General features: G+C 28.6%; 29 protein-coding genes, 1 pseudogene and 1 other annotated feature. Of the genes and pseudogenes, 3 read left to right on the forward strand and 27 right to left on the reverse strand.

What is annotated here, in order from left to right; genetic code table 11:
• The 3 genes and pseudogenes from BUA21_RS00010 to BUA21_RS15305 form a co-directional block, all read right to left on the reverse strand.
• A partial coding sequence (locus tag BUA21_RS00010) for a hypothetical protein (protein ID WP_200796479.1) occupies positions 1-499 on the reverse strand: 499 nt, incomplete at its 3' end.
• A 13-nt stretch (positions 500-512) separates the two neighbouring features.
• On the reverse strand, positions 513-608 hold the full coding sequence (locus BUA21_RS00015; protein ID WP_072742494.1) for a MerR family DNA-binding transcriptional regulator: 96 nt from the start codon (positions 606-608) through the stop codon (positions 513-515).
• A gap of 81 nt (positions 609-689) precedes the next feature.
• Positions 690-824: pseudogene (locus BUA21_RS15305) on the reverse strand (GNAT family N-acetyltransferase); the annotation flags it as partial.
• Between the two features lie 65 nt (positions 825-889).
• Between BUA21_RS15305 and BUA21_RS15155 the strand changes: the two are divergent.
• Positions 890-1,012 (forward strand): hypothetical protein, encoded by a 123-nt coding sequence (locus tag BUA21_RS15155; RefSeq protein WP_268801870.1) that lies wholly within the window; start codon positions 890-892, stop codon positions 1,010-1,012.
• Between the two features lie 31 nt (positions 1,013-1,043).
• Here BUA21_RS15155 and BUA21_RS00020 read toward each other — a convergent pair whose 3' ends face one another.
• Both BUA21_RS00020 and BUA21_RS00025 read right to left on the reverse strand, forming a co-directional pair.
• On the reverse strand, positions 1,044-2,156 hold the full coding sequence (locus BUA21_RS00020; RefSeq protein ID WP_072742495.1) for a DUF1648 domain-containing protein: 1,113 nt from the start codon (positions 2,154-2,156) through the stop codon (positions 1,044-1,046).
• A complete protein-coding gene (locus tag BUA21_RS00025) occupies positions 2,146-2,550 on the reverse strand; it encodes a GntR family transcriptional regulator (protein WP_072742496.1) in 405 nt (134 codons plus the stop codon). The genes BUA21_RS00020 and BUA21_RS00025 overlap by 11 nt, the downstream gene beginning before the upstream one ends.
• 127 nt (positions 2,551-2,677) lie before the next feature.
• Here BUA21_RS00025 and BUA21_RS00030 point away from each other — a divergent pair, with 127 nt between their 5' ends.
• Positions 2,678-3,526, forward strand: coding sequence for a sigma-70 family RNA polymerase sigma factor (locus BUA21_RS00030; protein WP_072742497.1), 849 nt, complete (start codon positions 2,678-2,680; stop codon positions 3,524-3,526).
• Here BUA21_RS00030 and BUA21_RS00035 read toward each other — a convergent pair whose 3' ends face one another.
• From BUA21_RS00035 to BUA21_RS00065, 7 genes are all read right to left on the reverse strand, one after another.
• Complete coding sequence (locus tag BUA21_RS00035) at positions 3,527-4,771, reverse strand: M48 family metallopeptidase (RefSeq protein ID WP_072742899.1); 1,245 nt, start codon at positions 4,769-4,771, stop codon at positions 3,527-3,529. It lies immediately after the preceding gene.
• Positions 4,772-4,901: 130 nt separating this feature from the next.
• Positions 4,902-5,084, reverse strand: a complete 183-nt coding sequence (locus tag BUA21_RS14595) for a hypothetical protein (protein ID WP_159429076.1) — start codon at positions 5,082-5,084, stop codon at positions 4,902-4,904.
• A 25-nt stretch (positions 5,085-5,109) separates the two neighbouring features.
• Positions 5,110-5,925: a hypothetical protein gene (locus BUA21_RS00045; RefSeq protein WP_072742499.1), complete on the reverse strand. Its 816-nt coding sequence runs from the start codon at positions 5,923-5,925 to the stop codon at positions 5,110-5,112.
• Positions 5,926-5,936: 11 nt separating this feature from the next.
• On the reverse strand, positions 5,937-6,635 hold the full coding sequence (locus BUA21_RS00050; RefSeq protein WP_072742500.1) for an ABC transporter ATP-binding protein: 699 nt from the start codon (positions 6,633-6,635) through the stop codon (positions 5,937-5,939).
• Positions 6,636-6,637: 2 nt separating this feature from the next.
• Positions 6,638-7,000, reverse strand: a complete 363-nt coding sequence (locus BUA21_RS00055) for a GntR family transcriptional regulator (protein WP_072742902.1) — start codon at positions 6,998-7,000, stop codon at positions 6,638-6,640.
• A 116-nt stretch (positions 7,001-7,116) separates the two neighbouring features.
• The gene (locus BUA21_RS00060) at positions 7,117-7,308 is read right to left on the reverse strand and encodes an asparagine synthase (RefSeq protein WP_072742501.1); all 192 of its coding nucleotides are present in this window, start codon (positions 7,306-7,308) and stop codon (positions 7,117-7,119) included.
• Between the two features lie 350 nt (positions 7,309-7,658).
• Entirely contained in the window at positions 7,659-7,955 is a 297-nt protein-coding gene (locus tag BUA21_RS00065; RefSeq protein ID WP_072742502.1) for a hypothetical protein, read from the reverse strand.
• A gap of 134 nt (positions 7,956-8,089) precedes the next feature.
• Positions 8,090-8,348, forward strand: a binding site (T-box leader).
• Between the two features lie 102 nt (positions 8,349-8,450).
• Here BUA21_RS00065 and BUA21_RS00070 point away from each other — a divergent pair.
• Positions 8,451-9,797 (forward strand): sodium-dependent transporter, encoded by a 1,347-nt coding sequence (locus BUA21_RS00070; protein WP_072742503.1) that lies wholly within the window; start codon positions 8,451-8,453, stop codon positions 9,795-9,797.
• A gap of 35 nt (positions 9,798-9,832) precedes the next feature.
• Here the strand turns inward: BUA21_RS00070 and BUA21_RS00075 are convergent, their stop codons facing one another.
• The 15 genes from BUA21_RS00075 to BUA21_RS00135 all read right to left on the reverse strand — a co-directional run bounded on the left by BUA21_RS00075 (position 9,833) and on the right by BUA21_RS00135 (position 22,903).
• A complete protein-coding gene (locus tag BUA21_RS00075) occupies positions 9,833-10,585 on the reverse strand; it encodes a L,D-transpeptidase (protein WP_072742504.1) in 753 nt (250 codons plus the stop codon).
• Positions 10,586-10,874: 289 nt separating this feature from the next.
• On the reverse strand, positions 10,875-12,080 hold the full coding sequence (locus BUA21_RS00080; RefSeq protein WP_072742505.1) for a hypothetical protein: 1,206 nt from the start codon (positions 12,078-12,080) through the stop codon (positions 10,875-10,877).
• Positions 12,081-12,295: 215 nt separating this feature from the next.
• Positions 12,296-12,640, reverse strand: coding sequence for a hypothetical protein (locus tag BUA21_RS00085; RefSeq protein ID WP_072742506.1), 345 nt, complete (start codon positions 12,638-12,640; stop codon positions 12,296-12,298).
• A 1,338-nt stretch (positions 12,641-13,978) separates the two neighbouring features.
• Complete coding sequence (locus tag BUA21_RS00090) at positions 13,979-15,304, reverse strand: phage portal protein (RefSeq protein ID WP_072742507.1); 1,326 nt, start codon at positions 15,302-15,304, stop codon at positions 13,979-13,981.
• The gene (locus BUA21_RS00095) at positions 15,297-15,701 is read right to left on the reverse strand and encodes a phage holin family protein (RefSeq protein ID WP_200796480.1); all 405 of its coding nucleotides are present in this window, start codon (positions 15,699-15,701) and stop codon (positions 15,297-15,299) included. The genes BUA21_RS00090 and BUA21_RS00095 overlap by 8 nt, the downstream gene beginning before the upstream one ends.
• A 182-nt stretch (positions 15,702-15,883) precedes the next feature.
• A complete protein-coding gene (locus BUA21_RS00100) occupies positions 15,884-17,467 on the reverse strand; it encodes a hypothetical protein (RefSeq protein ID WP_072742508.1) in 1,584 nt (527 codons plus the stop codon).
• 113 nt (positions 17,468-17,580) lie between these two features.
• Positions 17,581-18,027 (reverse strand): hypothetical protein, encoded by a 447-nt coding sequence (locus BUA21_RS00105; protein ID WP_072742509.1) that lies wholly within the window; start codon positions 18,025-18,027, stop codon positions 17,581-17,583.
• A 1-nt stretch (position 18,028) separates the two neighbouring features.
• Positions 18,029-18,259 carry a hypothetical protein gene (locus BUA21_RS00110; protein WP_072742510.1) on the reverse strand — a complete coding sequence of 77 codons (231 nt, stop codon included), beginning with the start codon at positions 18,257-18,259 and terminating at the stop codon, positions 18,029-18,031.
• A gap of 92 nt (positions 18,260-18,351) precedes the next feature.
• Entirely contained in the window at positions 18,352-19,614 is a 1,263-nt protein-coding gene (locus BUA21_RS00115; RefSeq protein ID WP_072742511.1) for a hypothetical protein, read from the reverse strand.
• 404 nt (positions 19,615-20,018) lie between these two features.
• Positions 20,019-20,192 (reverse strand): hypothetical protein, encoded by a 174-nt coding sequence (locus tag BUA21_RS14600; RefSeq protein ID WP_159429077.1) that lies wholly within the window; start codon positions 20,190-20,192, stop codon positions 20,019-20,021.
• Positions 20,193-20,282: 90 nt separating this feature from the next.
• Positions 20,283-20,450 carry a hypothetical protein gene (locus BUA21_RS14605; RefSeq protein ID WP_159429078.1) on the reverse strand — a complete coding sequence of 56 codons (168 nt, stop codon included), beginning with the start codon at positions 20,448-20,450 and terminating at the stop codon, positions 20,283-20,285.
• Between the two features lie 20 nt (positions 20,451-20,470).
• Entirely contained in the window at positions 20,471-21,265 is a 795-nt protein-coding gene (locus BUA21_RS00120; RefSeq protein ID WP_072742512.1) for a hypothetical protein, read from the reverse strand.
• Between the two features lie 2 nt (positions 21,266-21,267).
• Positions 21,268-21,447 (reverse strand): helix-turn-helix domain-containing protein, encoded by a 180-nt coding sequence (locus tag BUA21_RS00125; RefSeq protein ID WP_072742513.1) that lies wholly within the window; start codon positions 21,445-21,447, stop codon positions 21,268-21,270.
• Positions 21,448-21,558: 111 nt separating this feature from the next.
• Positions 21,559-22,440 carry a DUF5309 domain-containing protein gene (locus BUA21_RS00130; RefSeq protein ID WP_072742514.1) on the reverse strand — a complete coding sequence of 294 codons (882 nt, stop codon included), beginning with the start codon at positions 22,438-22,440 and terminating at the stop codon, positions 21,559-21,561.
• A 28-nt stretch (positions 22,441-22,468) separates the two neighbouring features.
• The gene (locus BUA21_RS00135) at positions 22,469-22,903 is read right to left on the reverse strand and encodes a hypothetical protein (RefSeq protein ID WP_072742515.1); all 435 of its coding nucleotides are present in this window, start codon (positions 22,901-22,903) and stop codon (positions 22,469-22,471) included.
• Positions 22,904-22,958: the final 55 nt, after the last annotated feature.

Below are 22,958 nucleotides of genomic sequence, written 5' to 3' on the forward strand. Positions count from 1 at the left end.
TGAAGTTTTTTATTTTGTCTGTGTTTCTTAAATTTAAATTTTCTTTTAGTTTTCCTATTACTTTTATTCTTTTATTTTCTTTATTTATTCCTAAGGATATTTGTAAATTTTTATTCCCTATTAGTTTAAAACCTTTGTTTGGTTCATCATAATATAGTGAAAACCAATGTTTTTTCCATGATTTGAATTTAGGATATCCTGTTTCATTGTTGAAAAATTTTTTGTATGTTTCTTTTAGTCTTATTGCTGTGTTTTTGAGTGGTGATGAATGTACTGAATTCAAAAAAACAAACTCTTGTTTTAGTATTGGAACTTGATTTCTTAAGTTCCTTCCTGCCAAGAGTTTTTTGTCATTATTATTTTCTCTATAATCTTTTATTGTCATTTCCAAAAGATAATTGTATAGCCAATTACATATTTTAGATTGTCCATCTAGAATTAACTCATCTTCTTTTGTAAAGATAACTTCTATTTTTCTATTGAATATCATTACATTCATACACCGCCTTCGGCTATTTGAATAGTTCATCTTCCCATCTTCTTAGAGTTGATTTTGAAACTCCTAAATATTCACTTGCTTCTTTTATAGTAAGTTTTATAATAATCACCTCTTACTTATAAAGTATAGTATAAACTTATTTAATATGCAAAGTTTTTAAGTAACTTTAATTAGTTTTAGGTATACTGTTTTATTGCCCCAAACTTTTAGCTATTCTAATTGATGGAATATTATTCTTATCCACTAAATATATAGGTAATATATCATTATCAAAACACCACTTGATTGCTTCTAATGTAACTGATTTTCCATAGCCTCTTCCAGCATATTCTTTGGATGTTCAAACAAAAATATTTCCACAATTAAAATCAATGTCTGATATTACTGCATATGATACTATCTTTTTACTATCTACAATATTATACTAACACCACATTATTTGCTGGCAGAATAGATGAAGTCAAAAGCAGCAAAGAAATAGCTATTAGAGAAAGAGCAAAAAATTTGAGATAAAAATAAATAAGTCAAGGAAATATTCCTTGACTTATTTAGATAAAAGCAAAATTACCACAATGATTATAAATGGAAGTATCATAAAAAACATTCCCAATGGTCTTCCTACATTGACAGTCCAACCTACCCCAAATCTCTTTTCAATAAATATAGCTGGATCATCTGGATTGTAATATATCGAATTTCCAAGTTTCCAAAATACATCATCATCTCTATTCTTTTCTTCATACTCACCTTCACCATCAAGCTTAAGTCTACTGCCACCTTGCCCCACTTTTATGGAGATGACAATACTATATACTATTATAATTCCTGTAAATATAAAGAATAGACTTACAATAGTATTCACACTTCCACCTATTATCCCAAAAGAGTACAAACTAGCCAGTGTAAAAAGAAAATTCATACCTATACCCATAACTAACATATATATGGACCAAGTTCTTCTAAATATAATATTTCTCTTCACTGATTCTTCTGGATTTTTAGAACTTATTTCTTGTTTTGACCAACCTATGGTTTTATACATAAAAAAGTACAAAATTCCCATTCCGAATTGAAGTAAAGGCATGAACCATATAAAAGAAGTTTTATCCATATATCCATTTATATTGCCTTGGATATCCCAGTGGCTAGGAATTTTTTCAGGCAAAGTAGGAGCTAAACTTAGTCCAACCGCTAAATTCAATAGAGCTATAACTATTGGAATCAAAAACCACCAAGGCGATATATTGCCTGCTTTAACTTTTTCCTTGCTAAATTTCATATCTACTACTACTTCTTCTTTTAGTTTTTCCCAATTTTCTTCCTGTTTCAATTTCTTCACTTTACGATTTGCACGTAAATAAACTAAAAATAGTACTGCTATATAAATAAAAATAGGCAAAGAAGAAACAACAACTATATTGTCATAAAAATATGCCCAAAGAGAAAGCAACATTATTGATGGAATACTTGCTATTATGTTTTCAAATACATACTCCTTATATATTTTCTTGAGTTCTGTATTTTCTAATTCTTTTTCTGGTATCCTAATTCCAAAATATATGTTTTTTCTAGTCATTTTAGGTGTAAGTATTTGCAAAACCAACAAAATAATATAAAAAGACAAGTTCATAATTAGAATATAAATCCTATCTTCCATTTTCTCTCTCCCTCCTGCTTTCAATATACTCGTCAAAATAAATTTCGCATTGTTTTAAAAATTCATCTTTTCCCATTCCCCTACAATAAGCATCAGCAACAATAAATTTAAGTTCCTTTTCCAAACTATCATAGTATTCTTTAGTTGCTTTAGGAAATGTATCTTTGACCATAGCACCTTTTCTTCTATCTATAACTAGATATCCCTCATCTTTTAAAACATTGTATGCTTTGTTCACAGTATGCAAATTTATGCCAATATCTTCTGCCAACTGTCTAACTGAAGGCAATTCCTCTCCTATATTTAATTCTCCCCTAGCTATACCTTCAATTATTTGTCTCCTCAGTTGCTCGTAAATGGGCATTTCTGATTCAAAGTCAATTTTTAGAATCATATTGTTTCACCCTTTCTATTTGTTATATATATTATATAACAGCAATGATGACATTGCAACTATTTTTTTCATTTTTTTGAAGGATTTTATTAACTATTGTAGAATATACTACTAGTAGGTGATAAAAATGAAAAGTTTAGCTATTGACTTTTTAGAAAATTTTGAAATCAGGACAAATATCAAATTCTCTAATAGAGAGCTACTTACTTCTTACAAAGTAAATAAAGATATAAATGCAAGAAATGAACTTATAACAAACAATATGGGTCTTATATACACAGCAGCTAAAAAAAGAGCAAATTTAAATTCTTCTTTCACTTTTGAAGATTTAGTGCAAGAAGGAGTAATAGGAATGATAAAGGGAATAGAAAAGTTTGACTTAAACAAAAATACCAGCTTCTCCACATACATATATTATTGGATTACTCATCAGATGGATAGAGCTATTATGAACAATGGTAGACTCATAAGACTTCCTGCCCATATATGCGAAAAGGTAAATCAAATTAATCAAATAGAAAATGAAAATCAATCTCTAAACAAAGAAATCAGCCCAAAGTGCATACATCAAGAAGTAAAAATGAACGAAAAACAATACAATGATATAAATTACTATAGAAAAACTTATTATAGTTTTGTTTCCCTAAATACCACTATGAATTTAGATAATGAAGATTCTTATGCTGAACTTCAAGACTTTATTCCTTCAGATGAACCTTCTATTGAAGAAATAACTGTAGAAGAAGACTTAAAAGAAAATTTAAATAAGGTGTTAAATACCCTATCTCCTAGAGAAAAAGAAATATTAGAGCTTAGATTTGGTTTCAATGACAATGAGCCAAAAACTCTAGAAGAAATAGGAGAAAAATATCATCTCACAAGAGAAAGAATACGACAAATTGAATCCAAAGCAATAAATAAAATAAAATGCTCAAGCAACAAAAATATCCTTCAAGAATATTTAAGCTGCCCTTAACTAAGGCAGCTTATTTTCATATTCATAGTTTAATGCAAATTTTACTCTTTCTTCACAAGATGGATGGCTATAATACCATATTTTATATATATTACTTGGTCTAGGAAGTGCTAGACTTCCTTCATGAAGCTTTATAAGCGATGAAGCAGTAGCTTCTTTGTTCCTTGCCAATTCCAATTCAAACTTATCTGCCTGCCATTCCAATTGCCTAGAATAAGTACTCACAAAAGGTGAAGCAAAAAACATATAAAAGTTCAACACAAATATTAAAAGAGGAAGACATGCAATATCGTAGAGATACCTGAAACCAAAATCCCCATTGGAACCCCTTAGCATCCAAAGAGCAGTCTTATCTACTAAAAATAGCAACAATATAGTAGAAATCCCCCCTAAAATTATGCTTTTCCAAATATGTCCCTTTACATAATGACCTATTTCATGAGCTGTTATAGCTACTACTTCTTCTCTTTCCAGATTCTCTATGGTAGTATCCCAAAGTACAATTCTTTTAGACTTTAAAACTCCTGTCATATAGGCGTTCATCTCTTTTGTATCTGTACTTTTATCTACTTGATAAATTTTTGCATTTCCCACTTTAGCCTTCTCAAGTAAACCTTCTATATCTCTTTCAAGTTCCTTATCTTCCAATGCAGTGTATTTGTTAAATAATGGATCTATATACATAGGGCTTATGAAACTTGAAAAAAAATATACAGGAATTGATATGAGTCCTAAATACAGCCACCATCTATTTGGGCTCTTGTATATAAGATAAAATGGAAACCATATAAAAAGTAAGGATAAAACTAAATTTAGACCAAATCCTTTAAATACAACTTCAGCCCATCTTCCAATAGATTGATTTGAAAGGCCAAATCTATGCTTAACTACAAACCCGCTATAATAACCAATAGGAAGAGTCAATACGAAATCTATGAGAATATATAAAACTAAATATATGAGTATTATGTAGAATCTATTGTTAGCCCTATGTTCAGCAAATATTTTGATTTTACTTGACAATCCAGTAGTTAAGATTAAAAATGGAATCAAAAAACTTACAATTAAATTTACTGCCCAAATTTTCAAATTGGTTTTTCTGTAAGCATAGGCTTCCTTTGAAATATCGGGATATTCCAATTTTAACTTTCCCATATTCTTGTTTTCATTGACAAAAACTAGTGTTATGAAAAGTATTAGAAATAAAAAAAAGAAAACAAAAAATAATACTATTTTTTTATCCAATTTATCACTCCCTCTCTTATATATTATAAGTAACAATAAGGTCTCCTATTACATATTTTATATTAGAAACATAAGGAGGTGTATCTTCTATGATACAAAACAATATTGAAGCATCTGGATGTACTCCAGATCAACAATCAAGTCTACTATTTTTCTTTCTACTATTAGTAATCTTGTTCCAAGGACCATTGGATTGGTTATTTGGAAGTGACGATAGCTTATTGTTTTTCTTCTTGCTATTAGTTATTCTATTTTGTAACCCTTGTAGTTTTTGGTAATTTTCTAAATAGCCCTTGTGAAAAACAAATTTCACAAGGGCTTCTCATCATAAACCAAGATTATAGATCAATTTTGTTTTCTATCAAATATCCAGTACTCAAGAAAGCAGCTACTCCTATGACAATGGTATAAACCAAAGAACCAATATTCATAAAAGTTCTACCTCCAGCTGAAACTATCATACTTGCATTGTTAATACTCATAAAGTTCATGCTTCCAAGCATACTCATTTGATCTATAGCTCTTTGAGTAACCACCTTGAAACTGTTTAAATCTAAATAGTATGGAACTGCTTGGGTTATTTTTAAAGTAGTATATCCTATTAGACCATTTAAAATTAAAAATATTACAAACCACATTCCACCGATTTTTTTATTTCTAAAAGTAACTCTACCTAGTGCCATGGAAAAATAAATAAGTATCAAAGTCACTACTCCACTAATAAACATAGTCATTCCAACAGCTACAGTTTCCGTATTAAATACAGAAACTATTTCCCTAAAGCTTATATCAAATTCTATAAATCTTGAAAGCATAAATCCATTATATAATAGTATTACAACTCCTAATATAATGAACCACATAAGTGCCACCAATAATTTTGAACCTAATATCTGATTTCCTGTAAGAGGCAATGTAAAAGTTAAATATCCTCTGTCTTCATATAGTTCTTTTCTAAAAGAATCTACTATATATAAAAATGCTGCAAACAATGCTACAAACATGATGAGATAAGCCACACCACCTATAACTCCCATATTGGCCTGCTTAAATTGATAAGAATAGAATACTGTAGTAAGTATCAAAACTATTGCCAAAACTCCCAAAATAAATTTATAACTTCCTTTTATCTCATATTTCATATATCTGCCCATAATTATCCCTCCTATTCTCCAAATACTTCTTTATAGATTTCATCAATAGATTTGCCTTTTTCTTCTCTTAAAGCTTCCGCATTTCCCTTAAGCGCTATTTCTCCTTCCCTCAAAAACACTACATCATCAAATAAATTTTCCATATCTCTAACTAAATGAGTAGTTATAAGCATTGAACTACCTTCGTTGTAATTGTTTATTATAGCGTCTAATATTTTATCTCTAGCTACAGGATCTACTCCTGCAATTGGCTCATCTAATATATATAGTTTAGCTCTTCTAGACAATACTAAAGTTAAATTTAATTTTTCATTCATACCCTTTGATAGAGAGTTTATCTTCATATTTTTTTCAAGCTTCATAAAATGGAGAAGCTCTTCTCCCCTTTTTTCATCAAAGTCAGAGTAAAAATCCTTGTAAAATTCAAATGCATCTTCTATCGCCATCCAATTGTATAAAAAGTTTCTATCTGGCAGATAAGATACTATAGATTTTGTATATACTCCTACATTGTGCCCATCTATAAGTACTTCTCCTTTAGACTGCCTTAAAAGTCCAGTGAGTATTTTTATAAGTGTAGTCTTTCCACTTCCATTAGGTCCAAGTATTCCTACTACTTTTCCACTTTCAATATCTAAACTTAAATTGTTTAGTGCTTTTTTATTCAAATAATTCTTTGACAAACCCTTGATTTCAACTAAGTTGCCCATTTCTATTCCTCCTTTTCTTTGTTGTCCAATATTATTTCAACTATCTCTTTATATTCAAAACCCAGTTCCTTCATTTCGGAAATAAAGTTGTTGACAATATCTACTGCCATATCGTTTTTCAAACTTTTAATTATTTGGGCATCTTCTATGACAAAAGTCCCCATTCCTCTTTGAGTAAACACTAAATTTTCTCTTTCAAGTTCCTGATAAGTCCTCTGGACTGTATTTGGATTTACCTTTAATTCTGATGAAAGTTCTCTAACTGATGGCAATTTACCACCTCCGTTTATTTCCCCTGAAACTATTTTCTTTTTTATATAGTTCATTATCTGTATATAGATAGGTAGCTTATCATCAAATTCCATTTTTTCACCTCCATAAACATTACTGTATGTTAGTGCACTAACAATATAGTACACTAACATACACCTACTGTCAATAGGAAAATAAAAAAATGTAAGGGATTTTTTACCCTTACATTTCATCTATCTTGGATAATATCCATACCTCCAAGAATTATATGAGCTAATCCATAGCCAATCAAACCAGTAGCTACCATTGGCAATATTTCTTCTTTATCCATTCCATTCTTCTTCACATCTGGAACTCTCATTGCTATTCCACCTGCTGTAACTATTGTTCCAAGTATCATTGGAATTGTTCCTTGTCTCATAAAATCACCCTTTGTGAATTTATTTAAATCTTTATTTATTATATTTCAATATAGTTTATATATACCTGTTGCACTATCGTCACATTTATGAATTTAAGCTAATTTTTTCTTTAAAATAATATTAACACAATAGTATTTTAAGCATATTTTATAGTGAGAATAATTTCTTATTTCCTTATTGGGAGGTGTAAACAATGGCTGATAAACAATGTGGTCTATTTGGTGGAAGTTCTGATGATTCTCTACTATTTTTCTTCTTGCTTTTAGTTGTATTGTTCTGTGGTTCAGGATTTGGATGTGGCCGCTAAACGGCTAAAATAAATTAAGGAACCAGGTTTCGGTCCTGGTTCCTATTTTATTTTTTGTTTTTCTGCTCTTGGATCAGATACCACTTCATAGCCACCCATAGCGGCAAATGAAATCAATATAGCATTGATTAAAGTAAGTATCACTCCCTGAACTCCACTACCTGATTTTGCAAATACAAAAGTCAAGATAAGAGATATTATAAAAGTATAAAATCTTACAGCACCATCTCCAAAGCCTTTTTTTATAAAGCTTTTGGTAAACTGTACTATAATGCTGGTAGCAACCACCAGACCTGTAAAAGTGCCCAAAACATCTGGAGTCATAAAATTGTCATACATATCTTCACCACCATATTTTCATTATATATAAATAATATTTTGGCAAAGACCTCAATATGACAACAATTATATAAGATATTGACAAATTAATAGTTTGGGAGTAAAATAGAGATTAATATTTGTTAACTTAATACTGTAAAGTGATGAGGGAGATAAAAATACTAGTCTTCTAACTACAGAGAGCTGATATTTGGTGGAAATCAGTGTTAGAAATGTATATAATGATCACTCCTTAGCTTCCGATTTGAAATATTTTAAGTAAATGACGACGGTTTCCACCGATAAATGGATAGAGTTCAAGTAATTTTAAATTTATATTTACTTCGACTTGATTAAAGGCGATTATTTTAATCGTAAAATAGGGTGGTACCGCGAAAAGCTTTCGTCCCTATGAATATTTATAAATATTCATAGGGACGAAAGCTTTTTTTATATTTACTATTTTAGAGGAAGTAAAAAATAACTTTACAATAATTATGAAAGGAGATTTAAATTATGAAAAGAGACAGTTTTAGTTCAAAATTCGGAGTAATAGCAGCAGCAGCTGGCTCTGCTATAGGATTGGGAAATATATGGAGATTCCCATATATTGTTGGTAAAAATGGAGGAGCCGCATTTTTATTTGTTTATTTGATTTGTATAATTCTAATAGGTACTGTCATAATGATTTCAGAATTATCTTTAGGTAGAAAATCTCAGTCAAATCCATTTGGAGCATTTAAGATGCTCAAATCATCAAGCAATTGGAAATATGCTGGATTTCTAGCCATAGCTACCTCATTTATAATACTATCTTTTTACACAATCATAGCAGGATGGGTATTTTCTTATTTCTGTAGTTCCATAACTGGAAAGTTAGCAACTATAGCACCAGAAAATTTGGCCCCATACTTTCAAAACATTGCAAGTAATACTCCTGTTGTGCTTCTTTTTAATCTATTAATTATAGGTATTACAGCTTTCATAGTAATATCAGGTGTACAAGATGGAATAGAAAAATACAGCAAAATATTAATGCCAATACTGTTTTTTACCTTAGTGATACTAATTATTAGATCTGTAACTCTTGATGGTTCAATAGAAGGATTGGAATTTTTATTTAAGCCCGATTTCTCTCAACTTACTACAAAATCTGTACTAGAAGCTTTGGGACATTCTTTTTATTCTTTGAGTTTAGGAATGGGTATAATTATTACTTATGGAAGTTATACAAAAAATGAAGAAAACTTAGTTTCTCTATCATTGAAAGTCATAGCAGCAGATACAATTATTGCACTTATGTCTGGAATAGTTATTTTTCCAGCAGTATTTGCTTACGGTTTTGAACCAGAAATCGGTCCTCCACTTATATTCATCACCTTACCTGCTGTATTTCAAGAAATGCCCTTTGGTACAATTTTTGAGACTTTATTTTTCTTGTTGGTAGGTATTGCAGCTATAACTTCTACTATTTCACTTTTAGAAGTATCTGTGTCTTTCTTGACAGAAGAATTTAATTTAAGTAGAAAAAAAGCTACCTTATTGTTATCTATAGGACTATTTCTTCTATCAATTCCTAGCACATTGTCTTTTGGAGCATGGAGTGAGTTGAAAGTATTTAGTTTGACTTTATTTGACTTATTCGACTACGTAGCATCTTACATATTTTTGCCAGTAGGTGGCATACTCACCTGTATTTTTGTTGGATGGGTATGGGGTACAAAAAATGCCTTCAAGGAAATTTCAAGTAATGGAATGTATTCTTTCAAAGGCTATAATATATATAATATTATAATTAAGTATCTAGCACCTATAGCAATTTTTATTATTTTACTATATTCAACTAATATAATTAAACTTTAAATTGACGTATGACATGGGACGGTTCTTTGTAAAATCTATTCATTGTTATCGCAAACTTCTTCCAATTTTTCATACTGAATATTTTGCTCAATACCCCATTTTTTAAGTACTTCTTCCGTCCCAATCCATACTTTTGTTTTTATAGGTATATATTCATATAATTCTTCTACATCTTGATTTATCATTCTAATACATCCATGAGATATATATTCTCCAATGGAAAAAGGAGATGAATTTCCATGTATGCCATAGCCCTTGTGTTTCTCAGTGGAAAGACCTAACCATCGCTTTCCTAGAGGGTTGTTAGGTGCTCCACCTTTTATAGGCTTATACTTGCCACCCATTCCTCCCCAGTAAGGATTTTGGGTTTTATTAACTATAGTGAATTTATAATCTGGAGTTGGAGTTTTGGATTTTCCCAATGCCACTGGGTATTTTTTATATACTTCTCCCTTGTTATATACCGTCAATATCTTTTTAGTTTTATTTATGACAATGAACCATTCAGCTTTCTCCATCTCTTTTGGAATTGTATCTATAACCTTTTTTTCTGTTTCTTCCAATGCCTTTTTGGTATCATCTCCAATAATTGGATTTACAATTATATTATTTTCTGCTTGAAATCTCAATAATGCATATCTCTCATCCAGCTGTTTGGCATTAAATTCTTTTCCAATATAGTTCTTTAATATATCTTCATTTTCTAAAGTTTCTCCATAACAAACATTACAGGACAACAAAAAAATAATTATGATTGCTCCCGTTCTCTTTAGAATATTATTTAACATAGCAACAATTCCCCCTTTATACATTCTATTCACTTTCCCTAAAAAAGACTCCTATTGAATAATTAAAACACAAAAAATGCTTCCATTGGAAGCATTTAAAATCAAAAATTAAATTTGGCGCGCCCTGAGGGACTCGAACCCCCGACCAACTGATTCGAAGTCAGCGACTCTATCCAAACGTGTATATATCAACGTTTCTCAAGGTTTTTTGGTCTATAGATACAGTGATTATCAATCATTTTCAGTATCTATATTATACCCATATTACACAAAATAAGTCAACTTATATTTACCTTCCACACATTAATATTTCTTTTTCAATTGCAATTTCACCTGTTTCAACATCAGTTGCAATTAATTTTATATTTTTCTTTCCTACAAAATCATTTGCTATTATACTTGCAGAATTATCTGTTGTTTCTGTGATATTTGCAATAGTTGTATCAGTTACTTCGAAGGTAAACTTACCACTTGTTTCTACTCCATCTACAAATTTATGTACAGTATATATTGCAGGTGGGTCATCTAACCATATTTCATTATCAGGAACATCTGCATATGGCATTTTCGCTGTTATTGTGTATGTTATTGGTGAAACTGGTTCTTCTTCTTTTACAGTTAATAATATTGTTTCAATTGTATCTCTTTGTATATCAATTTCTCCTGAAATAATTTCATATCCTTCTTTTTCTATTGTATAAGTATATATTCCTTTTGGAATTTGATAAGATTGATTTGCTATTATATACATTTCATTTTCATCTTTATCTGTTAGTTTTATAATTACATCTGCAATATTTTCTTCTGTTTCTATATCCTTACAAATAAATGTAACCATTGCATCTGTATAACTTTCTTCTGAAGTGTCGAATGGCATTATAGGAATAATGTTTCCTTGCAATCGGTCTTTTTTCAATCCTCCATCCTCTGTCCATCTATCTGCAATTTCATTAATTTTATCGTCAAGATGTGAATTTAATACCCACCATAAACTAATTTCCATGATATTTTCTTTTGTTTCATTCTTTCCCCAAATTTCATATTTATTGTTAAATTTTAATATATTAGTACCTACTGTTATTTTCCTTGAAACCTGTGTAATTGGTAATAGTGCTTTATAATAATCTCCCCTTGTAACCCAAATTTTACTCTCTCTTATTGCCATTTCTGCACTTGTAAAAATTACTGGAAATGCATATAATTTCTCATCAATTATAATTTTTAATATATTATCGCACTTCCTTATTGTTGCCTTATTATATATATTATATCTTTTATCATTTGTCGCTGTAATTATCATCCACCACTTGTCCATATAAAATACATACATACCTTGCCGAATAGGAAATTTTGTTATTATTTCTTTATCATCATCATTATTGTCTACATTTTGCATTAACACTCTTGCAGGTTCATTATTTATTTTAATATCTTTACCAACTTGTTTAATTAAAAAATCCATATCATTGTCTAAATTTATATTAAATATACTCATATAATCATCCTTTCTAATTGATTTATAAAATAGGGGTATGAATAGGTCAAAGAAGAAATAAAAAGCCCTCTAATCGCCTCCTGTGGAAATACCCCTTTTTTGTCATTTTTCCACCCTCTACAAATGGCATGGTTGACACGTTTATTTAAATTGAAAAAAGGGCATATTTTAATAAAAATACACCCTCGACCCCTATATTTTATATGTAATATGTATTATTTAAAAACCCAAACAAATGTTGCATCATTTTCTGATACCATTTCATCTGTAACCATATTTGCAATTTTCTTCCTTAAATCGTCTATCCTGTTTTGTATATTAGTTGCAAAATGTGTAATTGAAATATCATCTGTTTTGTAATTTTTCATTGATTGGGGATTATTTGCAATTGATTCTAAAACATTTAGTGCTGTTTGATATATTGCCTTTTTATTTGTGTTAGATTTTGGATTATATTCAGTTATATCTGTAAGGTCATTCTCCATCAGGTAAACTATTAATTTTTCATCCTCAATGTTAAAACCTTCTATTTCCATTTTTAATCTTTCTAAATTATTCATATTATCATTTCCTTTCTTTTAATTTATTTTCAATCTTCCGAATGATTTTCGGAAGAGATTTTAACGGAATCCTCAAGTTGAGGAAACCGAACTACTACGGTTCTAGTTTTGAATAGACAAATTCTGTCTAAACAAGTTTTCGACAATTCTGTCCATAACGCTAATTAGTGATACCTCTACAGTTACACATATAAAAAAGGACTGGGAAAATTATATCCTAATCCTTTTAGACCTTCCTGTATAGAAGGTATGAACTTATTTAATTAACTGAATACATCATCACTATCTTCATCTTCAGGTGTTTTTTCTATTCCTTTTAATACTCCAATTTGATACTTTTACTATATTATACCATAGTTGGAATATGTAGTGTGGACAATGTGATATTTTTCAAGTCAGGTCAGAGCGACACGAGTTGAATAATAAGGTTATCTGAATATATTATTTCATAATTGGAATTGATATTTTTTTGAATGTGTGTAATAAGGTTTGCTATAATAATATTTTATGGACAATGGGGTAATGACTATATACCCCTGTACAGTATATTATATATAAATGTCATTATATCCCATATATATTATCAGAATATTCATAATAGTTTTAATGTCACAAAACATAGTTTTTATGACTAATATATATATGATACTGTATATAATCTGTGTTATATATACTATTATATACCCTTTTTACCTAATGTTTACCATTTACATAGATATCCTTCACTATACTAAAGTACATTGTTATATACTTATCAATATAATCCCATATATTACCTTATATGCCCTTGTATTATCCATATATTCCCTTATATATAGATGTATATAATTTACATTTATATTACATTTATTGTATATTTACATATACCCCCATAGAGTATAGATATATTACATATATTTACAGGGAAATAATGGTATATAATTGGTATATTTTACCTTATATATTGCCATATTTTAGGTGGTATTATGTATATTATTTTAATTCCTACTGTTTTACTAGGTTATATAGTAACAGGCGAGTTTTTACAACTCAAATATCTCTAACTGATAATCGTTATCAATTAGCCATCCTACACCTACTCAACTGCCGAATATTCGTCACTAACTAACTAAAAAATATAAATCAATCGTCAACCTAACCAAATCTACAAGTTTACAATACAATATATAATACAAACAAACCAACACTATCACTATACACATATACTATATACTATTGTATATACATTAATATAGGTATAAGGATATATAATTACCCTAATACATATGTAAATAGTTTATACACCCTTATATACCTATTTTATGCCATTCTTTAAAACCATTAATAATGTATTATATATTAATCTTCTACATTAACATTAACCTTATCCTTATTATCCTTATTGCTCAACTTCTCTAGTTCTGCATTAACATCTACTGTATATGGATTAACCTCCACTGCCCTTTCTATACTCATTATACCACTTTCTGTTGCTGTAGATAAATTAGTTATTATCTCACCTTGATTTTGTGGTATGTTCATATTAAAGTTGCAATCTATATATGCATCCTCATCAACTTCATATCCCATTACATTAAGTAACTTCTTCATCTTACCCCATCTTTTCTCAAATCCTTGTTTAAGATATAAACTATTCATAGCCCCTTTTATTTCTGCCAAACTATACATCATACGAATAGAAGTTTCACTTAAATTAGATACGTCTTGTGAATTAAGTGCAATTGATGGAGTCATACTAATATCTAACATACTTTGTTTAAGAGTTTTAAATAATTCTTTGAAGGATTGATAATCCATCTTAGCACCTACAAATTCAAAACTTGCATCCTCTGCTAATTGTAGTGCATACCCTACTGCATTTTCATCAATTCCTCCATCCTTAGTGTTTAACTTTGTTCCCTTAAATAAAGGTATGGGACTTAATCCTAGTTTAAAAAAACTGTCCATATATTTACTGATTAAATCTTCCATCGAATCAAGTATATCTATGTATTCATTCAAACTTGCTTGTCCTATTAATTCATCTTCTTCACTACTTAATACATAAGGTATAGGTAACCCACTTAAATTATTGTATTGTCCTGTGCAATGTAAATCTCCACCTATATCAGAATATTCTTCTACAGTTGTATCTGTATATATAGTATAATAACTTACACCATCCCAAATATAATAATGTATGAAACTTATCATTTCCCCTGTATGGTCATATACTGGATAACTGTCCTCTGCATTAAATATCATACTTTTAATTCTCTTATTAGAATCTATATATACATACTCATAACATTCTCCATACTTAGTCATATTAGATAGAATAGAATAATCTAATTGATTGTATTTACCTTCTCTGTACACTGTTTTATATTCATCCAATGCATCTAAATCATTACTAATTAATGTAACTGGATTTTTAAGTAAGAACGCTGTTTCAAATTGTAATAGAGTTTTTGCATAATTAAGACAAATTTTTCTTGTTGTAAATACCTTACCATTATATACTTCATCAACTCTCTGTTTTATCTTATGTTTACCACCCAAATAATCACGATTATCAAGTATATCCCTTACACGATTAATATGCCAATAATCTTTAACCTCATCAGTAAACCAATACATATCATTATCATATTTATCCATAATATATTCTTGTAATTTACTCATCTGTATTACCTCCTTCTTTTAGTTGTACAAGTTTATTCATTAACTTTGTTGGTAAAGGAATACCACATTTTCCTACATTCTCAAGAATAGATATACCTTCATTTGCTATAAAAAAATAACATACAATAGTTCTAAATATCCAACCTTGTCCAAATAATCTATCTAATAGTACTGCAACAATTAAAACCACCATTATTAATAATTTTCTACATATTCCCCTGAATCCTACTCTGCTATCAACTGTTTTATTTATGTATGCAACAATTACACCTGTCACATAATCTATTGTCATAAAACTGATTAATATTTGTATTGCCAAATCCCATCCCCCAAATAAATATGTAAGAAATGTACCTATACAAGCAAAAATACTATTAAATATTGTTTTATTTTCCATTATCATTACCACCTTTCTTATATAATTAAACGGGTCACTTTAAGTTACCTGTTTAAATTGTTTCGTGGTTAATCCCAGTTACCTCGAACGTGTGGGTTAAAACAACACGTTGTAAGTACCCCACCTTAAAATTAAGGACACCCATAAAACATGCGATAATCGCACCTTAACTGGCTGTCCTCTTACACATAATATCTACCTAATTTAAGTGATTGTATTGCTAAAAATAATGCATCACATAAATCATCCCTATTTCCTTCACCTTTTGTATTACCAAATTTACCATTCACCTCTTGATATATCTTTAATTGTTCAAGTGTTTCTTTATCATTTACAATTACAATTCCAGTTTCTATTGCTTCTTTTGCATCATTGACAAGGATTGTTTTTGATACACTATCTTGATACCATCCATGTTGCCATTTTGCTCTACCAGTAATTTTATCTTTTTTCTTTGTTTTAGATAAATTGATATATTGTTTTTCTTTCCATAAACGTTGTAATATGTCTATTCCATAAGAGTTACGTTCTACCATCAACATTGCATAGTTGTAAAAATATCCTATTTCTGCCACTATATCCGTAAATTTATATGTTGGTATATCATTTCTGTTAAATGTTGCCACTTGTTCCCCATTGCTATCTAATATACATATTGTACTATCATCACCTTTTCCAGTTCCTAGTGCTGTATCTACACCACCAAAATACCATTCTTTAGGTTTAGGCAATTTATAGATATTTAATCCATTTCCTATGTACCTTTGTAAACTTAATGGTAAATCAGGTACATTTTTTAATGGTTCAGGTACATAATTCATACGTTCAGTTATTATATTTGCATCAAATACACCAACATTACTTGAAACAAATGCCTGTTCAGGAAATGCAGGATATTCTTGCAAAAATAATTCCTCTGACATTCCTTGTAATTTCCATTGTCGCCACATGAGTTGTTTTAATGTAACTTTAGTTTTTTTAATTAACATTTGTTCATATTTAGTTAATTCTAAAGGATCGTTATGTAATGGTTCGCCATGATTAGTACTTTTATACCATTCTACTGCCAAATCTACTTCATACCTAAATAAATCTAAATGGGCTTTATCTGTCCATCCATAAAAGAATGGTTTATATCTACTTCTCCCTTTAGAACTATCTTGCCAAATTTTATAATGATTATTTTGTACTCCTCTTGCTGTGGATTCTATAATTATCATACTATTTTTGTTTTTTGCAAGTGACTGTTCTACTGTTGATAGCCCTATAAGTTGTTGCGAATCACTATACAGTGCATACTCGGATAAATGTACCATTTGTAATGTCATTCCTGCTCCTAATCCATCTGAAGGACATTGAACTATAATTCTACTACCATTACTTAATCCTAACTCATCTCTGTTGTTTTTATCTTCATCAAGTCGAATTTTATCAGGAATACTATTTTGCATTGTTTTTAACCTATTGAATAATTCCCTTAAACTTGTTTTATTATGACAAACCATTAAATATGTACTATTTGGTATTCTATATGCATAATACAACATAATACCTAAACTTAAAGTACTAAATCCTAATTGTCTTGACTTTAAAATTATATTGTACTTGTCCCTATTCTCTAAAAAATCCTTTTGTGCTTTATTTATTTTAAATGGAATAAGTTTATTTTCTGCATCTAATATCTTAACAAAATTCAATAGCCACAATTCTATATCATCATTAATTATCTTCAATTTTTCCTTTGTAGTCATTTTCTTCTTAGCCATATTACCACCTTCCTATAATATCACCTTATATTAAACATAAAAATAAGAGGTATAATTGGTCTACTGCCATATTAAAACCCCTTACAATCCAATCTGACACGTTACATCTATGTCTATATGATTAGCCCATCATCTTCATCTTCTTTTTCTTCTTGTTCCTGAAAATCATCTATACTCTTTCTATATTTCTTTATTTCCCCTTGCAACATTATTACATTTTTAATTGCTTGACTATCTGTTTCCTCTATTGCTTTTTTCTTTGTTGCAGAATATATTGCTAACAAATCTGTAGCAAATTTATCTTCTTGATATAAAAATAATAACCTTTTATATTCTGGACTACTTTCCCATCTTTCCATATTTCTTAAAAAAAATTCTTTATCTGTGATTTTTCCACCCATCCAACTTTTACTACATTGCTTAATAAAATCATCTTCCGTCATTGCACTATAATCTATTTTTAAATTTTCAATTTCATTTTTCCACTGAAAATAAGCCCTTCTACGCAAATTCTTAACCTTACTTAATTCTTTCCAAAATGTTGTAGTTGCTGTTGCCATTTTATTCACCATCCTTTTTTAATATTTCATTCAAGTCAAGTTTCATTTCATGCAATACACGTAACATTTCCGTCTGAACTTCCTCAATTGTCATGTTATGTAGTCTTTGTTTCTCTTGCTCTGTCAAAACATATCGTAAATTAGATTTTATTTCTTCTAAATCTCTATTCAATTTTGTATAAAACTCCTCATTTTCTTGTTGATAATCTTCTAATGCTTTTAAATTCATCATGTTTAAACCTCCTATGTTTATGTTTTATTTAAAAACATGTTGCTCAAAGTGACCTCGACACATATAAAAAAGACACCTACTTTTGTAAGTGCCTAACTTAATAAATCTAACCATTCATCATCTGTAATATCAGTTATTTCATATCTTTTATCATATTGTTCTTGCTGTTCTTCCGTAAATTGTAAACTTTCTGGTTTATATTTATTTATTACATCTACTGTATCTTCTTTTTTAATATTATGTTTCTTTTCAAATTCATTCCAAAATTCCTCTTTTTCTTCTACACCATTCAACCAATCTAAATTATCATTATCAAGTTCATTTACTGAACCTGTTTTAGTTTCTATTATTTCACCTGTTTCATAGTCAACCTTTTTCATTGGATTAGGTTTGCCAAAATGTTTTGGTTCTTTTTCAGTAGTCATTTCTTTAGTGATTACTTCATCTACCATTGGATTAAACAATACAAATTCATCAATTCTCTTTTCAAGTAAATCTTCATCATTTTTTATTAGATTATAATATTCTTCTTCTTTTTGCCTTAATTCTTCAACCTCATCATCAGAAATAGAATCTTCTTCAAATAAACTAACTAAATAATTTATTCTACCTTTTATACTTCTTTTCTCGTTTGCTGTTTTATTTGTAGTAATTTTTATACCATCTTCAATTAATTCTTGTTTGTATTCTTCTTTCTTTGTTTTTAGCAATTCTTTAGAACCTTTATAATTTAGTGCATACATATAATTACTTTCCTTAACACTACCATCTTTAAATTTCTTTGTACCTACATTATCAGTAATTATTAATTTTAATTCCTTTTCTAATACATCTACCATTCTACTAACTACTTTTCTACTTTTTAAACCAATTGAATATGCAATATCTGTTTGGTTCCAATAACAATATCCCTTAATGCCAATTCTATACTTTAAAAATGTAAATAAATTAAATAGATTATATACATTTTCTTCTTTACATTTTACTATTGCATCCAATTCAAAATCATAAACAACTGTATAATTAGTTTCTGGAATATCAATATTAACATAAATTAATTGATTATTATTTGCTTTAGAAATATCTACATCAGAAATAATAATATTATCCTTTTGTAATTGTACAAGGCAATCTTTAATTTTCTTTTGTTGTGTACTATTGTTTTTCTTAATATCTAACACATCAAATAAATATTGTAGATTATATATATATTGTCCTCTAACGAGTAAATTTTTCTGTATAAGTGCAAGAATTAATATACTTGCAATTCCATATTGTTCTTGATATTCTTTAGTAAAAAACTTATTATCTACAAAAACAAACTTTTCATTTTCTAACTGTTCATATGTTTTCATTATGTATACCTCCTAAAATTTTATTAAACTTTATATGTAAACACAAACATATACAAATAAGAATATATATATTTGTTGTTGAGAAAGGAAAAGATACTACCACTATGTATTGATATGTAACTAAATTAATTACAACTACAAAACTAAAATATACACTAATAAACAAAAAAATAACATTGTACACTCTTTAGAGTGTGCATAATACTTTAGTTATATTATTTATATATTTAGTTATAGTATTTATCTGTCCATATTTTTATAAGATTTTATAAATCTATTCGAGTACCACTTGATTATTTTTATAAGAATTTATAAATATATACACATGGGTTATAATATAAATATATCATACCTTATAGTGTTTGTCAAATATTTATAATATCTTATAATTTTATACACATCGGTTACATATTAATATTGTGTTTTGCTTTAAGATAATCTTTTAATTCTTCCGTTTCTTGAAACATAAATACTGTCCTGTTTCGATTCTTTGGATTTGCTTTTATATCCTTTATAATAAAATTGTTCTTCAATAAATCTTTTGTAACTGTATAAGAATAAATGTAAATATAATCCATCTTCCATACCTCCTATAAAATAAAAGTAACGTGTTGTTTTAATCCACACGTTACATAAAATAAAAAGACCAATCCATTTTTGGATTCGTCTTATGCCATAATATCATCCATATTTACTTTTCTATTTTGCTCATGTATGTTATCATATTTTTTAATTGCTCTAGTTGTTCTTGTCAATCTTCTTTTTTCTTGCTTAGTGAGTGCCTTTCCTTCAAATCTTTTGTTTAGTACCTTTATGTTTTTATTATCTAAGTACACTCAATTTCCCCCTTTTATTTTTAAACTCTTAATGATAATTTCACATAATCTTTATTTGTTATTGCACTACTAAATATAATATTATCAGTTATGTTTTCTTTTTGCAACTGAAAGTAATTGAATCCTACATTTTGATATTGCTGTATTGATATAAACTGTTCTTTTGGCAATGATAAATCTATATTAAATATATCTCCTAATTCATTTAATTTTATATATGTATTAAGATAACCTTCTTCATCAATTTGTATTTTACACTTTAAATTATATATTCTTTGCAAACGTTCAAATTCCTTCTTGCTTGTGTTTTTTGCTATGTCTATAAATTGAGGATATTGTAATACATCTTTATAATAATATGTAAATAAATCCTTGTTAAAGTGATATTGTAAATAACCACTATCTACTGCAAGTAATAATTGTAATTGTTTATTAGATAGTTTGTCCAAGTTTACATTATATAAACTTAAAACTGTAATTAATGTACTACCTGCAAACTTATCATAATAATTTGCTCTTGTAATACCTTTATTTAAACTTATAATTTCTGGATTCTGTATGTATGTTACGTGATTACTAAATGCTTTATGTTTTGCTAAATCTAAATCTACACCAACTAACTTTTCATCTGTTCTGTTTTCACTTAAGTAATATGTATCAAAACTAAAAAAGCCATATATGTCGATTTTAAATATCTCATTTAGGACTTTACAACTCGCCAAACTATCTAAATCATCTGTTAGACATAACCCAACACCATCTAGTTTTTTATACCAATCCTTAAACTCCTTTTGTTTTATATAATCTAAATTCATTTTTAAACAACCCCTTTGTTAATTATGTATTCTTTGTATTGTTCTATTTTTTTTTGTTTCATATCTGCCTTATCATTTTCGAATTTGCTTAATAAAGACACTGAACAATAAATACTATTCGCTATTTCTGTTAATGTAATATCTTTACTAATTCGCCTTAATTTCCATTCTTTTCTATCCATTTCTATCCCCCTTTTCAATAGTTTGAATTATAAAGTATTAAAAAAAAGATGAAGGGACTAAATCCCCTCACCTTAATTTGTCTTTGACTTACTTTGACCTTCTATATAAGATTATGCACCAACTTTTTCTGTAAACATTGCAACTGCTTTTGCATTTAATAATTTAATTGTTGGCTCTGCAATTACTTGTGCTTTAACACTATCTCCAGTTTTTGCTAACATTTCAAACTGTGGTGTTCTCAAAAATGCAATTCTTACAAATGAAGGATCAAATATTAATATTTTGTCTGCATCCATATGTCTGTCTAATATTAAATGTACATTTCCATAATTAGTTTGAATTGTATTAGCAACTATACCAAACTTGTCATTTTGTGCTTGATAGTAATATTTGTCCTTGTAAAGTGCATCAATTTTTTCTTTTAAATCTGCATTCACTAATGCAACATATTCACCAGTTCCTAAACCTGCATCCCAAAGTTTTCTAACTGTTGCTTTAAATGTATCTTCACTAAATACATCAGTTATTTTGTTTTTAGTTGTTGTAAAATTCTGAAGTCCTTGTAATTTTCTTATTCCTGATGTAGAACCATCATCTTTTACAGAATTTAAAAATGCCTTTTCCATGTTAATTTTCATCTCAATTAATCTATCATTTAATTCTTCACCTAACATATCTTTAATTCCTACAACATCTGATGCCATTGCTGAACCTGATACTGAAACTGCCCTCTTAAATATAGAACACACGTTATTCATTTCTTTTCTTACAGAATTTTGAAATTCAGTTGTTTCACTACCTTCCTCAACTGTCATATCTGTATCTGCATTTAATTCTCTTTCTCTCCATGTTACAATCTTTGAAGTTGCTTTATCATATTGTCCTGCACCTAAAATCAAAGTAGTTAATGGTGTGTCCATTGGATGTATTAAACTAATCTCATTCATTAAATCAATATTTTCATTTTGTGTAAAATTATTTGTCTTTATCATTATAAATCATCCTCCAATTATTTTTTAATTATTGAAATAATCTTCCTAGTTTGTTACTTATCATACCTTGTACATTACCTTCTTTTTCTGCTTTGCTATAATCATCATCTTTTCTTTGAGTTTGTGGTTTGTAACCTGTATCTTTGTTATTCTTAAATACCTTTTTCAACTCATTAATTTCTTCCTCATTCTCAATATCAATATCAATCCATTTTGCAAGTTGTGAAGGGATATTGTTCTCTTTTAATACATCTATTGTCTTATAATATTTTTCCTTTTGTTCGTATTCCTTTTGTTTTTCTTCATATTCTGTTATTTTACCTTCTAAATCTTTAACTTGTTTACTGTAATTCGTTCTAACCTTATCAGTTTCAGATTGTATCAGTTTTTGAAGTTGCTCATCTGTAATGTTAAGCCCCTCCATATTTTGTTGTTGATTTTTGTTAGTGTTATTATTTTCCATTTAAACATTCTCCTTCCTAGTTGCCTTGTGCTTGTCCCTAGAATAGTTACAAACA

Origin of the sequence: Sporanaerobacter acetigenes DSM 13106 (assembly GCF_900130025.1) — a bacterium.
In the GTDB taxonomy this organism is placed as follows: Bacteria; Bacillota; Clostridia; order Tissierellales; family Sporanaerobacteraceae; genus Sporanaerobacter; species Sporanaerobacter acetigenes.

Excerpts from the sequence above, each read along its gene's own strand:
- BUA21_RS15155 (WP_268801870.1), top strand. The coding sequence starts at position 890 with ATGATACTATCTTTTTACTATCTACAATATTATACTAACACCACATTA.
- BUA21_RS00020 (WP_072742495.1), bottom strand. The coding sequence starts at position 2,156 with ATGGAAGATAGGATTTATATTCTAATTATGAACTTGTCTTTTTATATT.
- BUA21_RS00025 (WP_072742496.1), bottom strand. The coding sequence starts at position 2,550 with ATGATTCTAAAAATTGACTTTGAATCAGAAATGCCCATTTACGAGCAA.
- BUA21_RS00030 (WP_072742497.1), top strand. The coding sequence starts at position 2,678 with ATGAAAAGTTTAGCTATTGACTTTTTAGAAAATTTTGAAATCAGGACA.
- BUA21_RS00045 (WP_072742499.1), bottom strand. The coding sequence starts at position 5,925 with ATGGGCAGATATATGAAATATGAGATAAAAGGAAGTTATAAATTTATT.
- BUA21_RS00050 (WP_072742500.1), bottom strand. The coding sequence starts at position 6,635 with ATGGGCAACTTAGTTGAAATCAAGGGTTTGTCAAAGAATTATTTGAAT.
- BUA21_RS00055 (WP_072742902.1), bottom strand. The coding sequence starts at position 7,000 with ATGGAATTTGATGATAAGCTACCTATCTATATACAGATAATGAACTAT.
- BUA21_RS00060 (WP_072742501.1), bottom strand. The coding sequence starts at position 7,308 with ATGAGACAAGGAACAATTCCAATGATACTTGGAACAATAGTTACAGCA.
- BUA21_RS00065 (WP_072742502.1), bottom strand. The coding sequence starts at position 7,955 with ATGTATGACAATTTTATGACTCCAGATGTTTTGGGCACTTTTACAGGT.
- BUA21_RS00070 (WP_072742503.1), top strand. The coding sequence starts at position 8,451 with ATGAAAAGAGACAGTTTTAGTTCAAAATTCGGAGTAATAGCAGCAGCA.
- BUA21_RS00075 (WP_072742504.1), bottom strand. The coding sequence starts at position 10,585 with ATGTTAAATAATATTCTAAAGAGAACGGGAGCAATCATAATTATTTTT.
- BUA21_RS00080 (WP_072742505.1), bottom strand. The coding sequence starts at position 12,080 with ATGAGTATATTTAATATAAATTTAGACAATGATATGGATTTTTTAATT.
- BUA21_RS00085 (WP_072742506.1), bottom strand. The coding sequence starts at position 12,640 with ATGAATAATTTAGAAAGATTAAAAATGGAAATAGAAGGTTTTAACATT.
- BUA21_RS00090 (WP_072742507.1), bottom strand. The coding sequence starts at position 15,304 with ATGAGTAAATTACAAGAATATATTATGGATAAATATGATAATGATATG.
- BUA21_RS00095 (WP_200796480.1), bottom strand. The coding sequence starts at position 15,701 with ATGGAAAATAAAACAATATTTAATAGTATTTTTGCTTGTATAGGTACA.
- BUA21_RS00100 (WP_072742508.1), bottom strand. The coding sequence starts at position 17,467 with ATGGCTAAGAAGAAAATGACTACAAAGGAAAAATTGAAGATAATTAAT.
- BUA21_RS00105 (WP_072742509.1), bottom strand. The coding sequence starts at position 18,027 with ATGGCAACAGCAACTACAACATTTTGGAAAGAATTAAGTAAGGTTAAG.
- BUA21_RS00110 (WP_072742510.1), bottom strand. The coding sequence starts at position 18,259 with ATGATGAATTTAAAAGCATTAGAAGATTATCAACAAGAAAATGAGGAG.
- BUA21_RS00115 (WP_072742511.1), bottom strand. The coding sequence starts at position 19,614 with ATGAAAACATATGAACAGTTAGAAAATGAAAAGTTTGTTTTTGTAGAT.
- BUA21_RS14600 (WP_159429077.1), bottom strand. The coding sequence starts at position 20,192 with ATGGATTATATTTACATTTATTCTTATACAGTTACAAAAGATTTATTG.
- BUA21_RS00120 (WP_072742512.1), bottom strand. The coding sequence starts at position 21,265 with ATGAATTTAGATTATATAAAACAAAAGGAGTTTAAGGATTGGTATAAA.
- BUA21_RS00125 (WP_072742513.1), bottom strand. The coding sequence starts at position 21,447 with ATGGATAGAAAAGAATGGAAATTAAGGCGAATTAGTAAAGATATTACA.
- BUA21_RS00130 (WP_072742514.1), bottom strand. The coding sequence starts at position 22,440 with ATGATAAAGACAAATAATTTTACACAAAATGAAAATATTGATTTAATG.
- BUA21_RS00135 (WP_072742515.1), bottom strand. The coding sequence starts at position 22,903 with ATGGAAAATAATAACACTAACAAAAATCAACAACAAAATATGGAGGGG.